Here is a 15,500-nt window from a genome sequence, read left to right as displayed (position 1 = left end):
CTCATCCGACCCGGAGTTTCTCATGGCCAAGGCCAAGCGCATGTATGGTTGCACCGAATGCGGCTCGACCTTCCCGAAGTGGGCTGGCCAATGCGGCGATTGTGATGCCTGGAATACCCTGGTGGAAACCATCATCGACGGTGCAGCACCGCCGAGTGGTCGCGCTGGCTGGGCCGGTGAGAAAGCCAACATCAAGACCCTCGCCGAAGTCAGCGTCGAGGAAGTACCGCGCTTCTCCACGGCATCCGGCGAGCTCGATCGCGTGCTCGGCGGTGGCCTGGTCGACGGCTCGGTGGTGCTGATCGGCGGCGACCCCGGAATCGGCAAATCCACCATTCTGCTGCAGACACTCTGCGCCATCGCCCAGCGCTTCCCCGCGCTCTACGTCACCGGCGAGGAATCCCAGCAGCAGGTGGCCATGCGTGCGCGCCGCCTGGACCTGCCGCAAGACCAGCTCAAGGTGATGACCGAGACCTGCATCGAATCAATCATTGCCACCGCACGGCTGGAAAAGCCCAAGGTGATGGTCATCGACTCGATCCAGACCATCTTCACCGAGCAATTGCAATCGGCACCCGGCGGCGTCGCCCAGGTGCGCGAGAGCGCGGCGCTGCTGGTGCGCTATGCCAAGCAGAGCGGCACGGCGATCTTCCTCGTCGGTCACGTGACCAAGGAAGGCGCATTGGCGGGGCCGAGGGTGCTGGAGCACATGGTCGATACAGTGCTGTACTTCGAAGGCGAATCAGACGGCCGTCTGCGTTTGCTCAGAGCAGTAAAGAACCGTTTCGGCGCCATCAACGAGCTGGGCGTATTCGGCATGACCGACAAGGGCCTGAAGGAAGTCACCAACCCCTCGGCGATCTTCCTCACCCGTGCCCAGGAAGCGGTGCCTGGCAGTGTGGTCATGGCCACCTGGGAAGGCACCCGGCCGATGCTGGTCGAGGTACAGGCGCTGGTCGACACCAGCCATATGGCCAATCCGCGGCGCGTCACCCTGGGTCTCGATCAGAATCGCCTGGCCATGCTGCTGGCCGTCCTGCATCGCCACGGCAGCATTCCGACCTACGACCAGGACGTGTTCATCAACGTGGTGGGTGGCGTTAAGGTACTCGAGACAGCGTCGGACCTCGCGCTGATGGCAGCGGTGATTTCCAGTCTGCGCAATCGTCCGCTGGATACTGATCTTTTGGTCTTCGGCGAAGTCGGCCTGTCCGGCGAGATCCGCCCGGTGCCGAGCGGCCAGGAGCGGCTGAAGGAAGCCGCTAAGCATGGTTTCAAGCGTGCCATCGTGCCCAAGGGCAATGCGCCGAAAGAGGCACCCGCCGGGCTGCAGATTATCGCGGTGACGCGGCTTGAACAGGCGCTTGATGCGTTGTTCGAGTAATCACCGCCTACCGAGGCTCACCGAGCGCCGCCAGCTCACGCTCAAGCAGCGCTTCGTCACCGAGGTTGAGCTCGACCAGCCGCCGCAGGTGGCTGATCGAGTCGACGTCTATATGCCGGCAGACCATACCGACCAGCTCGCCTTCGCTATGCGTCATCTCGACCTCCATGCGCACCTCGGCGTCATCGGCGAGCCGGATACGTGCTTCGAACGGCTGGGCGGGATCGGCATCCCAGTCCGCTGGGCAATGCACCAACAAACCCCTCAGCGAAAGATCGTGGAGTTGCACGGGCCAGCAACGCTGCCCCTGCATCAGCTCCGTTTCGGCATCGAATTCAAAGCGCTGGAAGCGCCGGCGGTCGCTGCTTGTCTCATTCATCCTGTCCACTCCCCGAAAGCCTCAGTTTCACTATAGGCGACCGCTCAGATCCAGCGCCGCACGCGACGACGGTACATACGGTAATCATCACCGAACAATCGCAGCAGCAGGTGCTCTTCATGAATGATCACGGTGCGCTGCATACACAGGATAAGCATGGGCAGCAGCAGCCACGGCCAGACGCTGTTCAGCAACAACCCGACACCGCAATAGATAAAGGTATCAGCCAGATAGATCGGATTGCGCGAGAAACGAAACGGCCCGCTCTGCAACAAGCTGCTCGGCTTGCCGTAGGGGTTGATGGTGGTGCGATAGCGATGCATTTCCAGGGCCGACCAGAGCATCAGCACGACGCCCAACGTTATCGACACCCAGCCGGCATAGAACGCCAGTTCATGTACAGGCAGGTCCAGCGGCACCCATGTCGACAGGCCCCAGGCACAACCAATGAAAGTCAGGTAGACCAAGGGTGGCGGCGGAATCAATCTGGTAGAGGCCTGGCTCATGGCGCGTCCCGGAGAATTGGATGGGCCTATCCTACAGAAGCCGCCGCTGAACACCGCCTGCTTTTAGCGCGCACCTGGCGGGAGGCACAAACACGCGCTTGGCTCAATGCTGCCCCGGTAGCCAGCCATGCACCATGGCGTGCTTCATCAGGTCCGCCGGTCGATCGATATCCAGCTTGCGGCGAATGCTCAGCCGATGGGTTTCTACCGTTCGCACGCTGATCTGCAGTTCGCGCGCCATGGTTTTGTTGTTGTGCCCTTGTGCCAGCATCAGCAGCACTTCGCGCTCACGCGGGGTAAGTTCACGCTCCTCGGCACTCCGGCTGGCCAGCTTTTCGGCGATGCCCTCGCTGTAGTAGGTGCCACCGGCGGCAATCGCCTGGATCGCAACAATGATTTCGCGGGACGGTGCGTCTTTCAGCACATAGCCACTGGCCCCGACCTTCACCGAGGTGTTCACGTACTCCTGATTGTCGTACATGCTCAGAATCAGCACGCGCAAGTCCGGAAACTGCTGGCGCAGCGATTGCGTCAGCTCGAGGCCGTTCATGTCCTTCAGGCCGATGTCCATCAACACCACATCGGCTGTGACGCGATCCAGCAGTTCAAGCGCCTCGGCGCCGCTTCCAGCTTCGCCAACCACATCCAGTTCGGGAATCGCCATCAGCAGAGCGCGGATGCCGTCCCGAACCAGGGCATGGTCGTCGATCAGAGCCACCTTGATACACGCGTGTGGGTTCATCGAGCGGGCCTCTTGTATTGAAGTTCGATCATTCAGCCGACCCGTGCCGGCAGGGTGACAGCCAGTTCCGTACCGCCGGCTTCCGACAGCAGGCTAAAACGTCCACCGAAGTGCTCAACCCGTTCGCGGATGTTACGCAAGCCGATGCCGCCGCCCTTGATGCTATCGAGATGACGCGGGTTGAAGCCAATCCCGTCGTCCCTCACGCACAGACGCACCGATACGTCGTCGCCGTCCAGATTGATGTGCACAGCCTGCGCTGCAGCATGACGTTCGACATTGGCCAGCGCTTCCTGGAGCACACGGAACAGCGCAACAGCCACCGAATCGTCAGGATCACGCTCACCAAGGCCGTTGCTGTATAGCATCTTCAGCCCGCTGCGCTGTTCGAACTCGGCCACAAGCTGGCCAACAGCAGCCGACAAGCCCAGCGTGTCGAGCAGCGACGGGTGCAAATCATGGGAGATGCGCCGAACCTCGCCAATCGCTCCAGCCAGCCGCTCGGTGCCGAGATCCAGCGTTGCCTGCGCATTGGGATTACCGCTGGCAAGCTCATGGCTGGCCAGCTCGAACTGGAACTTGATCGACACCAGCAGTTGGCTGATGCCGTCATGCAGCTCTCGGGAAACACGTGAGCGTTCCTCTTCCTGCAAGCTTACGATGCGCTGGGTCAGCAACTGCAGCTTGCGGTCGGCCAGCCGCCGTTCGCTGACGTTGAGCGTCAGACCACTGGTGAAGACCAGCAACACCGCGACGAGCGCGACGCCGGCGATGGCCAGCATGGTGGTGTGGATACCGCTGGCGACCTCCTTGCGAACCTGCAGGATCGCCTGGTCCACATCTTCAAGGTAAATACCGGTACCCAGCATCCAGCCCCAACGCTCGAGCATCACCACATAAGCGAGTTTCGCGGCGAACTGTCCGGTGGAGGGTTTTTGCCAGGCGTAGCGCTGAAAACCGCTACCGGTCTCGGCGCTCTGCATGAGCGCCTGGATCACCTTCAGACCGTTGGGATCGGTCATGTTCCACAGATCCTTGCCGACCAACTCGTGCTGACGCGGGTGCATCAGGTTGCGTCCGCTGCGGTCGTAGACAAAGAAATAGCCATCGCTGCCGAAGCTGAATCGCCCCAGCGCGGCGAGCACTTTCTGTTTGGTCGCTTCATCGTCCTGTCCGCTGTCGTAGAGCGGCGCAATGGTGCTCAAGGCCATTTCGACGTAGTTCTTCAGCTCGGCCTGCTTGCTCGCCAGGATGCTGCTTTCGATCAGCTTCGCCTGCTGCTCGCCGAGACGCTGATTCTGAAACAGCACCAGCGCACAGACCACTGCAACAGCCAACAACAGGGGCAGAATGCTGAGAGCGGCGATCTTGTGCTTGAGCTGCATAGAGCCTCTCCGATGACCTGAACCGGGCAAATCCTGAGTGAAACTTAACCCAGGCGGCCTGGCAGGCACAGTACCAGATAGCACTTTGCCTTGACGCGTCGTAACGCGGGCGCTTTCTCGTGAAAACGAAAAAGCCCGGCAAAGGCCGGGCTTTCGCTACTGCATGAAGCGTCTTACTTACCGTAGACCGGGAACTTGGCGCAGACCGCCTCGACCTTGCCGCGGACCGCTTCGATCACCGACTCGTCGCCCATGTTGTCGAGGATGTCGCAAATCCAGCCCGCCAGGTCGCGGCACTCGGTCTCGCCGAAGCCGCGAGTGGTGACAGCCGGGGTGCCGATGCGCAGACCGGAGGTCACGAACGGCGAACGCGGGTCGTTGGGCACGCTGTTCTTGTTCACGGTGATGTGTGCATTGCCCAGCGCGGCATCCGCGTCCTTACCGGTGATGTCCTGCTTGATCAGGCTGAGCAGGAACAGGTGGTTCTGGGTGCCGCCGGAGACCACGTCGAAGCCGCGCTGAATGAACACTTCGGCCATGGCCTGGGCGTTCTTCACAACCTGCTGCTGATAGGTTTTGAACTCAGGCTGCAGCGCTTCCTTGAAGCAAACCGCCTTGGCGGCGATCACGTGTTCCAGCGGGCCGCCCTGGGCGCCTGGGAAGACGGCGGAGTTCAGCTTCTTCTCGATCTCGGCATTGGCGCGGGCCAGGATCAGACCACCACGCGGGCCGCGCAGGGTCTTGTGAGTGGTAGTGGTGACGACGTCAGCGAACGGCACCGGGTTCGGATAGACACCAGCGGCAACCAGACCGGCCACGTGGGCCATGTCGACGAACAGGTAGGCACCGACCTTGTCGGCGATTTCGCGGAAGCGGGCGAAGTCCAACAGTTGCGAGTAGGCGGAGAAACCGGCAACGATCATCTTCGGCTTGTGCTCGACGGCCAGGCGCTCGACTTCGTCGTAATCGATCAGGCCCTGATCGTTGATGCCGTACTGCACGGCGTTGTACAGCTTGCCGGAGGAGGAAACGCTGGCGCCGTGGGTCAAGTGACCGCCGTGGGCCAGGCTCATGCCGAGGATGGTGTCACCGGCGCTGAGCAGCGCCAGGTAGACCGCGGCGTTGGCTTGCGAACCGGCGTGCGGCTGGACGTTGGCGTAGTCGGCGCCGAACAGTTCCTTGGCGCGGTCGATGGCCAACTGCTCGACCACATCGACGTACTCGCAGCCACCGTAGTAGCGCTTGCCCGGATAGCCTTCGGCGTACTTGTTGGTCAGTACCGAACCCTGGGCTTCCATCACCGCCGGGCTGGTGTAGTTCTCCGAGGCGATCAGCTCGATGTGGTCTTCCTGGCGCTTGGCTTCCTGCTGCATGGCAGCGAAAAGATCGGCATCGTACTTGGCGAGGGTCAAATCACGGCTGAACATGGCAGTCCCCTGAGAATCAGCTGGCGGTAATAAAGAGGCGCGGATTCTACCTCATCCGCCGGGGCGCGGGTATGAGGGTTGGTCATGTGCTACATGAGCGTTCGAGAAGCAGCGGACGACATGGCGTCTGAGGCATGAGGCATCCAGCTTTCCAGCCTCCAACGTTCCTATCGATCTTTTAGCTTTTCGCGGTGAGCGCTTGCGCCGGCACCGGCCGGCCCAGATAGAAGCCCTGCACCTCATCGCAGCCATGCTCGCGCAAGAAATCCAACTGCGCCCGGGTTTCTACGCCTTCGGCAATTACCGACAACTTGAGGCTATGCGCCATCGCAATGATTGCCCGGGCAATCTGAGCGTCCTGCTCTCCCGCGGGCAAGCCATCGACAAAGCTGCGGTCGATCTTCAGAACATCGATCGGGAACTGCTTGAGGTAGTTGAGTGAGGAATAACCGGTGCCGAAATCATCAATGGCGATTGAGGGGCCCAGCCGTTTCAGCGACTCGAGAATACGCATCGCCTCGCCGACATCCCGCATCAGGATGCTCTCGGTAAGCTCCAGTTCAAGACAGCTGGGCGGGACACCGCTCGCGTCCAGGATCGCCGCGATACGCTGGCCGAGCCGCCCAGAAGCAAATTGTCGGGCGGACAGATTTACTGACACCTTCGGCACGGCCATTCCTTGCGCCCGCCAGCGGTTCATTTGCCGACAGGCCTCGCCCAGTACCCAGTCACCGACTTCGACCACCAGCCCCAGTTCTTCCAATGCCGGAATGAAATCTCCCGGAGGAATCAGACCCCGATCCGGATGTTGCCAGCGCAGTAAGGCCTCGACACCCGTCAGGGTTTTGCCGTCGGAACGAAACTGTGGCTGGTAGTGCAGCACGAATTGCTGCTGTTCAAGCGCATGGCGCAGGTCGCTTTCCAGCTCGAGGCGCTCCAGCGCACGCGCGTTCATCTCAGCCTGGTAGAACTGGAAATTGTTCTTGCCCCGTTCTTTGGCGTGGTACATCGCCGTGTCGGCGTTTTTCATCAGCTGGCTGATGTCATTGCCGTCCTGCGGGCTGAGCGCAATGCCGATGCTGGCGGTGACGAAGAACTCGCGCCCGGACAGCACGAAAGGCTCCGTCAGGCTGGCCAGGATTCGATCGGCAACATGAATCGCGCGGGTCAGCACCTCGTCGCGGTCGGCGCTTGGATGCAGGAGAAAGGTGAACTCGTCGCCGCCCATGCGCGCCACGGTGTCGTCCTCATCGACGCATGACGCCAGCCGCATTGCGACATCCTTGAGCATACGGTCGCCTGCGGCGTGGCCGAGCGAGTCGTTGATCGGTTTGAAGCGATCCAGATCGAGAAACATCAGCGCCACCCAGCTGCCACGCCGTGCGGCCAGTTGCAGGCTGCTGTGCAGGCGATCCTGGAAAAGCGTCCGGTTCGGCAACTGAGTCAGACTGTCGTAGTAGGCCAGGCGATGAATGCGTTTTTCGCTGGCCTTGCGTTCACTCATGTCGCTGAAGAAGCACACGTAACTGACCAGGTCGCCATCAGCGTCACGCACCGCGGTAATGCCGATCCAGCACGGGAAGGCTTCCCCGCTTTTGCGCTTTAGCCAGAGTTCGCCTTCCCATTTCCCGATTTCGAGGATCTGGTCTCGCACGAACGTCATCTGGTTGGCCTGCTGACGATCCGCACTGAGCGTGGCCGGCAGCTTGCCCTCAATCTCAGCGCTCGCGTACCCGGTGATGCGTTCAAACGCGCCATTGACCTGGACGATATTGCCGTCAGGGTCGGTGACCACAATGGCCGCCGTGGAATGGTCGAATACCGTCGCGGCACGCCGCAGTTCTTTCTCTGCCTGGCGCTGCTTGCTGATGTCGCGACCAACGCACAGGGCGCCGCCGAAACGGTTGTTTTCATTCCAGATCAGCGTGATGCGCAACTCAATTGCCACTGGCCGGCCGTCCGCAGCGACGCAATCGAAGTACAGCGTTTCACCGTGCAGACTTTGTCCGAGCTCCGTGAGCGCTGCGAGATTGAACGAGGCCTTGCGTACCCTGCGCATCAGTTCGTAGAAGCGTGCGGCTTGGCGCGGCTTGGTCACGACCCGGTCGAGCCCGTGACGCATCGTCCATTCCGGGCTGTAGCCGAACACTGTCTGTACAGATGGGCTGACGTAGTCGATATGAACCGAGCTGTCCGTGGTGAAAATGACATCCTGCAGACTGCCGGCCAGCAACCGGTAGCGACGCTCGCTGTCACGCAGCGAGTGGCTGTATTCGATGGTCGCGGTAACATCGCGGGCCACACCGATCAGGCGCCAGACCTGGCCACGGTCGTCACGTGACAGCACGTGTTCGCGGATGCTGAACCAGCGCCAACTGCCGTCCCGGTGACGCCAGCGCAGCAGCGACTCCTGCCCCACCCCTTCACGCATCGACTTGCGCAGTGATAACAGGCGCCAGATATATTCCTGGTCGTCGGGATGGCTGATACGCGCCCAGAACGCGTTAACGTCCTCCCCGCGCTCTTCTTCGCTATAGCCCAACCTGGAGGCGAGATTGCTGTTGCTGAACGCCACGCTGCCGCTCTGGATATCCTGGACATAGAGGGTGTCAGGCACCGCTCTCAGCACCTCGGACCAGAAGCGTTCACGCTCTTCCAGTGCAACCTGCACCGAATGTTCACGTGTGATGTCGCGCATGCTCCAGACGAAGCCCGAAGGACGTGCCTCGTTTTTCAAACGCAACGCTCGGCGGGTCACGGCATAAAGGTGGTGCTCGCCATGCTGTAACAGGCTCACCGGATCAAACGCAATCTCGGCCTCGGCATTACTGCTGTCAAACGCCTCCGGCGCCAGCGCTGGCAGTAATTGCTGCAAGGTATAACGCGACAGATCGCGGCGACCCACGCCGAACATCGCTGCCGCCGCACTGTTTATATAAAGGAGCCGGCCGGAAAAGCCCGTGATGAGGATGCACGCTTCGACCGCATCCAACGCCGTGACCGAGTAGCGCCAGGCTTGCCAGTGCGGTTCGAAACGCCGAGGCAGCAGAAACCGACCCACCACCCCGGCGAGGTTGCGACCAAGCTTGACGAGCCCCTCGGGGCGATGCGTGCGCAATGGGTGAGGATCAGTGTCGGTCAAAATGGATCGGACCTTTCGATGCTGAGCGGCAGCGTAGCTGGCGCGTGTGACGCAAGAATGCCTTGGGACGTGTCAAAATGCCATCACAGCGAAGCCATACCCCTGGTTTGCCCTGTCTGTGTCATTCCGGTAGCTTTGCCCAATTGTTTTGGCCCGTCTATCGCGACGGGTTTCGCGTCCCTCTCCATTTCTTCGTCACGGGCACTCGTCTCCATGGCTCAATACGTCTACACCATGCATCGACTCGGCAAAGTCGTTCCGCCGAAGCGTGAAATCCTCAAGAACATTTCCCTGTCCTTCTTCCCCGGCGCCAAGATCGGCGTGCTCGGCCTCAACGGCTCGGGCAAGTCCACCCTGTTGAAGATCATGGCCGGGGTCGACAAGGAATTCGACGGTGAAGCGCGGGCGATGCCCGAGCTGAATGTCGGTTACCTGCCGCAGGAGCCGGAGCTGGACCCGAACAAGACGGTTCGCGAAGTCGTCGAGGAAGCCGTCAGCAGCATCAAGGATGCCCAGGCGCGCCTGGACGAGGTCTACGCCGCCTACGCCGAGCCCGATGCCGACTTCGACAAGCTTGCCGCCGAGCAGGCCAAGCTCGAAGCGATCCTGCAGGCCAGCGATGGCCACAATCTCGAGCGCCAGCTGGAAGTCGCCGCCGACGCCCTGCGTCTGCCGCCGTGGGATGCCAAGGTCGAACACCTGTCCGGTGGTGAGAAGCGCCGCGTAGCGCTCTGCCGTCTGCTGCTGTCGGCGCCCGACATGCTGCTGCTGGACGAACCGACCAACCACCTGGACGCCGACTCGGTGGCCTGGCTGGAGCACTTCCTTCACGACTTCACCGGCACTGTGGTTGCGATCACCCACGACCGCTACTTCCTCGACAACGTGGCCGGCTGGATTCTCGAACTCGACCGCGGCCAAGGCATCCCTTACGAGGGTAACTACTCCGGCTGGCTGGAAGCCAAATCCAACCGCCTGGCGCAGGAATCCAAGCAGCAATCGGCCCACGAAAAGGCCATGAAGGAAGAGCTGGAGTGGGTACGCAAGGGCGCCAAGGCCCGCCAGTCGAAGTCCAAGGCTCGCTTGCAGCGCTTCGAAGAAATGCAGTCGCAGGAATTCCAGAAGCGCAGCGAAACCAACGAAATCTACATCCCTGCCGGGCCACGCCTGGGCGACAAGGTCATCGACTTCAAGAACGTGACCAAGGGCTACGGCGACCGCGTTCTGATTGATGACCTTTCGTTCAGCATGCCCAAGGGCGCCATCGTCGGCGTCATCGGCGGTAACGGCGCGGGCAAGTCGACCCTGTTCCGCATGATCATGGGCAAGGAACAGCCGGACTCGGGTAGCATCGAGATCGGCGATACCGTGCAGGTCGCTTGCGTCGACCAGAGCCGCGATGATCTCGACGGCAGCAAGTCCGTCTGGGAAGCGGTATCCGGCGGATCCGACATGATCCGTATCGGCAACTATGAAGTGCCGTCGCGCACCTACGTGGGGCGCTTCAACTTCAAGGGCGGTGACCAGCAGAAGTTCGTCAAGGACCTTTCCGGTGGTGAGCGTGGCCGTCTGCACCTGGCCCTGACGCTGAAAGAAGGCGCCAACGTGCTGCTGCTCGACGAACCCTCCAACGACCTCGACGTGGAAACCCTGCGCTCGCTGGAAGAGGCCTTGCTGGACTTCCCTGGCGCGGCCATCGTGATTTCCCACGATCGCTGGTTCCTCGACCGTGTCGCCACGCATATCCTCTCTTACGAAGATGACGGCAGCATCGTGTTCTTCGAAGGCAACTACACCGAGTACGAAGCCGATCGCAAGAAACGCCTCGGCGATGCAGCCTCCCAGCCGCATCGGGTGAAATACAAAAAGCTTGCCCAGTAACAGCCAGTAGAAAACGGAGCCGAAAGGCTCCGTTTATGTATGGCCAACCGCCACGGGAGGGAATGCTGCCGGACGCACTGACCGTCGAGTGGCGCCACACCAGGCTCTCGGTTCGGACGCGCCCTGCCATCTCTATATCCACCGCCCTGGCACCGGCGGCCTGGTATCTGGCGCAACATCGCGCTTCATGATGCCGCACGTCCGCTCGGCATCGTCGGCCCCGGAGTACACCGGAAGGCCAGGCACGGTTCTACGCCTGTTTGCGCTGTTGATCGCGACCGATGCCGGCCAAATGTACCTTCTGGCGGCATGCGAGACGCATGTCGCACTTCCGTGGTGCAAATCAGGTTTGCTACAGTCGCCAGCCATAATTATTAATGACTGCCGACAACGCGGTCGCCGAGGGCCCACTGATGATAGAAACCGTAGATGCCTTTCTCGCCCGGTTGAAGCAACGCGACCCCCACCAACCCGAGTTCCACCAGGCGGTGGAAGAAGTGGTTCGCAGCCTCTGGCCATTCCTCGAAACCCATCCACATTACATGCAGGCCGGCATCATCGAACGCATGGTCGAGCCGGAGCGCGCAATCATGTTCCGCGTACCCTGGGTCGACGATCAGGGCCGTGTGCAGGTCAACCGCGGCTTCCGTATCCAGATGAACAGCGCCATCGGCCCATACAAAGGTGGCCTGCGTTTTCACCCGTCGGTGAACATTGGCGTACTCAAGTTTCTTGCCTTCGAACAGGTCTTCAAGAACTCCCTCACCTCCCTGCCCATGGGCGGCGGCAAAGGTGGCTCGGACTTCAACCCGAAGGGCAAGAGCGACAACGAAGTGATGCGCTTCTGTCAGTCATTCATGACCGAGCTGTACCGCCACATCGGTGCGGACCTCGACGTGCCGGCCGGTGACATCGGCGTCGGCGGCCGGGAAATCGGCTTCCTGTTCGGCCAGTACAAGCGCCTATCGAACCAGTTCACCTCGGTCCTGACTGGCAAGGGCCTGGCCTATGGCGGCAGCCTGATTCGTCCGGAAGCCACGGGTTACGGCTGCGTGTACTTCGCCGAGGAAATGCTCAAGAGCGTGCGCAGCAGCTTCGAAGGCAAGCGCGTTTCGATCTCCGGTTCCGGCAACGTGGCCCAGTATGCCGCGCAGAAGGTCATGGAACTGGGTGGCCGGGTTGTCTCGCTGTCCGACTCTGGCGGCACCCTGCACTTCCCGGACGGCCTGACCGATGAGCAGTGGCAATACCTGATGGACCTGAAGAACGTCCGTCGCGGACGCCTGGACGAAATGGGCGCGCACTTCGGTGCGACCTACCTGGCTGACCAGCGCCCGTGGAGCCTGCCGTGCGACATCGCGCTGCCTTGCGCCACGCAGAACGAACTGGATGGCGAGGACGCCCGCGTACTGCTGAAGAACGGCTGCATCTGCGTGGCCGAAGGCGCCAACATGCCCTCGACCCTGGAGGCTGTGGACCTGTTCCTCGAGGCCGGCATCCTCTACGCGCCGGGCAAGGCATCCAACGCCGGTGGTGTGGCCTGTAGCGGACTGGAGATGAGCCAGAATGCCATGCGCCTGCACTGGACCGCCGGTGAAGTCGACACCAAGCTGCACAGCATCATGCAGTCGATCCACCATGCCTGTGTCTCCCACGGCGAGGAGAATGGCCGGATCAACTACGTCAAGGGCGCCAACATCGCCGGCTTCGTCAAGGTCGCCGATGCCATGCTGGCCCAGGGCGTCGTTTAAGCAGCGGCACGCTTCAAGCGACGAATCGCAAGAAAAAGCCCCATCCGAACTATCGGGTGGGGGCTTTTTGTTGGCGGCGCCTGAACAGCCTTCTAGCGTGCAAATCTCGCGAAGCGATCTCATACCGGGGCATGACCGCGCGTGGACGGCCTCGGCGATGCACCCTCGCCCTACCAATAATTCTCTACCGCCACCTGCCCCGGCCGGCGTGTCATCGCCAGGTTCATATCACGGCTCTTGAGCAGCGCCCGGGTGTCTTCAATCATCTGCGGGTTGCCACAAAGCATGATGCGCGAATGCTCAGGCTCCAACTGCAGATCAGCGGCACGCTCCAGCTCGCTGCTCTCGATGAGTGTGGTGATACGGCCATTGAGGGTTCCGGGCAGTTGCTCACGGGTAACGACTGGCAGGTAGGTCAATTTCGAACCAAGCCCGTCCAGATAATCACGCTGCGGCAGCTCGCGGATAAGCTGCTGGTACGCCAGTTCCGATGCGGTACGCGCGCTATACACCAGCACGATCCGCTCGAAGCGTTGCCAGGCCTCGAAGTCCTGCAGAATCGAGAGGAACGGCGCGATACCGGTGCCGGTTCCGAGCAGCCACAGGTCGCGGCCATCGATGAAGCGATCCAGGGTCAGGAAGCCGAACGCCTGCTTGTCGACCAGCAACTCATCACCGGGTTCGAGGCGGCTCAGCTCGCTGGTGAATTCGCCGTCCGGCACCACGATGGAGAAGAAATCGAGAAACTCATCGTGCGGCGCGGACACCATCGAGTAGGCGCGCCAGACGATGCTACCGCTCGGCTTACGGACGCCAAGACGGGCGAACTGCCCAGCGGCAAAGCGAAAGCCGGGATCGCGGGTGGTGCGCAGCGTGAACAGACTGGGCGTCAGGGTCTGCACATCCAGCAGACGCTGACGGGTGAACTTCTCTTCGCTGACGGTCATACTTCACTCCTTCCGAACTTGGGCGAACCACGTGTCCAGGTCGTGGAAAAACGTAGTCGAGGCAGGCAAGCCAAGGCAGAAACAACCGAAGAAGCTGGCCGGGCTCGCGTGCGAGCTTGGGTGTCTAGAAGAGCATGGCGCACTTCGTGATCTCGCCGGGCCGCGCTGATGCGCGTGGGTCGCAAGCGACTCGCTCAGGCTGTTGCTCTGCAGCATTGCCGATGCAGGTGGTTTTCCGTGGCCTGGCCCCTTGATACTCCTTTCCAACGTCTATAAACACCGCCAGTTCTTATGCCTATTCTTGAAACGCCCTACGCCCGCCTCGACCTGGTCCGCCAGCCTGAGCAGCCCAACGAGCCGCTGCAGGCCTTCGATGCGGCGGACGAATACCTGTTGGCGCAGCTCCACGAGCTGGGTTTACCGGCGCGCAGTCGTGTGCTGGTGCTCAACGACAGTTTCGGCGCCCTGGCCTGTGCGCTGGCGCAGCATGTACAGGTCACCAGCAGTGGCGATTCGCACCTGGCACAGCTGGCGCTGGAGAAAAACCTGCAGCGCAACGCGCGAGCCAACGACGCCGTGACATTCGTTCCGGCCAGTGAAATGGCGCAAGGCCCGTTCGACCGGGTATTGATCCGCGTGCCGAAGACCCTCGCCTTGCTGGAGGAACAGCTGATCCGCCTGCACGGCCAACTGGCGCCGGGCGCTCAGGTGATCGCCGCCGCGATGATCAAGCATCTGCCGCGCGCGGCCGGCGACTTGCTGGAGAAATACATCGGCCCGGTGCAGGCCTCGTTGGCGGTCAAGAAAGCGCGTCTGCTGACCGCAACGCCCGTAGACAAGCCCGTACCGCACTCGCCCTACCCGACCCGCTACCGCCTCGATCAGCCGGCGCTCGAACTGCTCAACCACGCCAACCTGTTCTGCCGCGAAGACCTCGATATCGGCACTCGGGCTTTTCTTCCGCATCTGCCCAAGGCGCTCGGCAACCTGCGCGCCGCGGACCTCGGCTGTGGCAATGGTGTGCTCGGCATCGTCTACGCGCTGGGCAACCCGCAAGCACAGATGACGCTGGTGGACGAGAGCTACATGGCGGTGCAGTCGGCGCGGGAAAACTGGCACGCCATCCACGGCGACCGCCCCGCCGACATCCGAGCCGGCGATGGGTTGGCCGAGCAGCCGATGGATTCGCTGGATCTGGTGCTGTGCAATCCTCCCTTCCACCAGCAGCAAGTCGTCGGCGACTTTCTCGCCTGGCGCATGTTCACCCAGGCCAAGACGGCGCTGTGTAAAGGTGGCGAGCTATGGATCGTCGGCAACCGCCATCTCGGCTATCACCTCAAGCTCAAGCGGCTGTTCGGCAAGGTCGAGCAGGTCGCGGCGACGCCCAAGTTCGTGATCTTGCGGGCGATCAAGCCATGAGCGACGCGCCGGTTCGGTGATATCTACCAGCGCCCTGGCTCGACCGGCCCCAGCGTGAGCTCGCCACCGTCGCGGCGCTGACGGCGCTCGGCCATTGCCAGCCGCAGCTGGCGGTGCATATTCATGGCGCGCTGAATGTCGGCTGCACGCCCGAGCAGATCGTCGAGGTGATGATTCAAATGGCTGTCTACGCTGGTTTCCCCGCCGCGCTGAATGGCATGGCGACAGCCAAGGCGGTGTTTGCCGAGCGCGGGCTGTTGAGCGACACGATGCCGAAAGCGAGCTGAACCGGGTGGGCGGAAGCCCATCCCGTGGGAGCGGTCTTGACCGCGAATGGCCCCGACACACCGGATACAGCCCATCACGCCGAAGGGGCCAACCCAGCTACCACTGCCAAGCCAAGCCCGAACCCGTGGGAGCGGTCTTGACCGCGAACGGCACTGGCACACCAGACACAGCCCACCGCACAGATGGCTCCCAGCCCACCCTATCGATCCCGAGCCAATCCCGAATCTTGTTCGGGGTTCGGGCTATTCG

The 15,500-nt window shown here is 61.8% G+C and carries 11 protein-coding genes and 1 pseudogene; 5 read left to right on the top strand and 7 right to left on the bottom strand.

Annotation, left to right across the window (positions count from 1 at the left end; translation table 11 throughout):
- The first annotated feature begins 22 nt into the window (after positions 1 to 22).
- Positions 23 to 1,384 carry a DNA repair protein RadA gene (gene radA / locus PSTU_RS0103705; protein ID WP_019339695.1) on the top strand — a complete coding sequence of 454 codons (1,362 nt, stop codon included), beginning with the start codon at positions 23 to 25 and terminating at the stop codon, positions 1,382 to 1,384.
- 7 nt (positions 1,385 to 1,391) lie between these two features.
- Here radA and PSTU_RS0103700 read toward each other — a convergent pair whose 3' ends face one another.
- The 6 genes from PSTU_RS0103700 to PSTU_RS0103675 all read right to left on the bottom strand — a co-directional run bounded on the left by PSTU_RS0103700 (position 1,392) and on the right by PSTU_RS0103675 (position 8,884).
- A complete protein-coding gene (locus tag PSTU_RS0103700) occupies positions 1,392 to 1,763 on the bottom strand; it encodes a PilZ domain-containing protein (protein ID WP_019339694.1) in 372 nt (123 codons plus the stop codon).
- Positions 1,764 to 1,807: 44 nt separating this feature from the next.
- Entirely contained in the window at positions 1,808 to 2,269 is a 462-nt protein-coding gene (locus tag PSTU_RS0103695; RefSeq protein WP_019339693.1) for a methyltransferase family protein, read from the bottom strand.
- A gap of 103 nt (positions 2,270 to 2,372) precedes the next feature.
- On the bottom strand, positions 2,373 to 3,011 hold the full coding sequence (locus PSTU_RS0103690) for a response regulator (protein WP_019339692.1): 639 nt from the start codon (positions 3,009 to 3,011) through the stop codon (positions 2,373 to 2,375).
- A gap of 32 nt (positions 3,012 to 3,043) precedes the next feature.
- Positions 3,044 to 4,396, bottom strand: coding sequence for a cache domain-containing protein (locus tag PSTU_RS0103685; protein WP_019339691.1), 1,353 nt, complete (start codon positions 4,394 to 4,396; stop codon positions 3,044 to 3,046).
- A 173-nt stretch (positions 4,397 to 4,569) separates the two neighbouring features.
- Positions 4,570 to 5,823, bottom strand: coding sequence for a serine hydroxymethyltransferase (gene glyA / locus PSTU_RS0103680; RefSeq protein ID WP_019339690.1), 1,254 nt, complete (start codon positions 5,821 to 5,823; stop codon positions 4,570 to 4,572).
- A 178-nt stretch (positions 5,824 to 6,001) separates the two neighbouring features.
- Positions 6,002 to 8,884: an EAL domain-containing protein gene (locus PSTU_RS0103675; RefSeq protein ID WP_413771555.1), complete on the bottom strand. Its 2,883-nt coding sequence runs from the start codon at positions 8,882 to 8,884 to the stop codon at positions 6,002 to 6,004.
- A 294-nt stretch (positions 8,885 to 9,178) separates the two neighbouring features.
- Between PSTU_RS0103675 and ettA the strand changes: the two genes are divergently transcribed.
- Both ettA and gdhA read left to right on the top strand, forming a co-directional pair.
- A complete protein-coding gene (ettA, locus tag PSTU_RS0103665) occupies positions 9,179 to 10,846 on the top strand; it encodes an energy-dependent translational throttle protein EttA (protein WP_019339687.1) in 1,668 nt (555 codons plus the stop codon).
- Between the two features lie 413 nt (positions 10,847 to 11,259).
- The gene (gene gdhA / locus PSTU_RS0103660; RefSeq protein ID WP_029404600.1) at positions 11,260 to 12,597 is read left to right on the top strand and encodes an NADP-specific glutamate dehydrogenase; all 1,338 of its coding nucleotides are present in this window, start codon (positions 11,260 to 11,262) and stop codon (positions 12,595 to 12,597) included.
- Positions 12,598 to 12,767: 170 nt separating this feature from the next.
- Here the strand turns inward: gdhA and PSTU_RS0103655 are convergent, their stop codons facing one another.
- Positions 12,768 to 13,544 (bottom strand): ferredoxin--NADP reductase, encoded by a 777-nt coding sequence (locus PSTU_RS0103655; protein WP_019339685.1) that lies wholly within the window; start codon positions 13,542 to 13,544, stop codon positions 12,768 to 12,770.
- A gap of 291 nt (positions 13,545 to 13,835) precedes the next feature.
- Here PSTU_RS0103655 and PSTU_RS0103650 point away from each other — a divergent pair, with 291 nt between their 5' ends.
- Both PSTU_RS0103650 and PSTU_RS22150 read left to right on the top strand, forming a co-directional pair.
- Positions 13,836 to 14,963, top strand: coding sequence for a methyltransferase (locus PSTU_RS0103650; RefSeq protein WP_019339684.1), 1,128 nt, complete (start codon positions 13,836 to 13,838; stop codon positions 14,961 to 14,963).
- 12 nt (positions 14,964 to 14,975) lie between these two features.
- A pseudogene (locus PSTU_RS22150) lies at positions 14,976 to 15,250 on the top strand (carboxymuconolactone decarboxylase family protein); the annotation flags it as partial.
- Positions 15,251 to 15,500 lie beyond the last annotated feature (250 nt).

The sequence above is a fragment of the Stutzerimonas stutzeri SDM-LAC genome, assembly GCF_000235745.1.
GTDB lineage: Bacteria > Pseudomonadota > Gammaproteobacteria > Pseudomonadales > Pseudomonadaceae > Stutzerimonas > Stutzerimonas stutzeri_H.
This window is presented reverse-complemented; position numbering and strand designations above follow the sequence as displayed.

Bases quoted from the DNA above. Each gene is read 5' to 3' on its own strand.
- glyA (WP_019339690.1), bottom strand. From the start codon at position 5,823: ATGTTCAGCCGTGATTTGACCCTCGCCAAGTACGATGCCGATCTTTTC.
- PSTU_RS0103655 (WP_019339685.1), bottom strand. From the start codon at position 13,544: ATGACCGTCAGCGAAGAGAAGTTCACCCGTCAGCGTCTGCTGGATGTG.
- PSTU_RS0103690 (WP_019339692.1), bottom strand. From the start codon at position 3,011: ATGAACCCACACGCGTGTATCAAGGTGGCTCTGATCGACGACCATGCC.
- gdhA (WP_029404600.1), top strand. From the start codon at position 11,260: ATGATAGAAACCGTAGATGCCTTTCTCGCCCGGTTGAAGCAACGCGAC.
- PSTU_RS0103650 (WP_019339684.1), top strand. From the start codon at position 13,836: ATGCCTATTCTTGAAACGCCCTACGCCCGCCTCGACCTGGTCCGCCAG.
- radA (WP_019339695.1), top strand. From the start codon at position 23: ATGGCCAAGGCCAAGCGCATGTATGGTTGCACCGAATGCGGCTCGACC.
- PSTU_RS0103685 (WP_019339691.1), bottom strand. From the start codon at position 4,396: ATGCAGCTCAAGCACAAGATCGCCGCTCTCAGCATTCTGCCCCTGTTG.
- PSTU_RS0103700 (WP_019339694.1), bottom strand. From the start codon at position 1,763: ATGAATGAGACAAGCAGCGACCGCCGGCGCTTCCAGCGCTTTGAATTC.
- ettA (WP_019339687.1), top strand. From the start codon at position 9,179: ATGGCTCAATACGTCTACACCATGCATCGACTCGGCAAAGTCGTTCCG.
- PSTU_RS0103695 (WP_019339693.1), bottom strand. From the start codon at position 2,269: ATGAGCCAGGCCTCTACCAGATTGATTCCGCCGCCACCCTTGGTCTAC.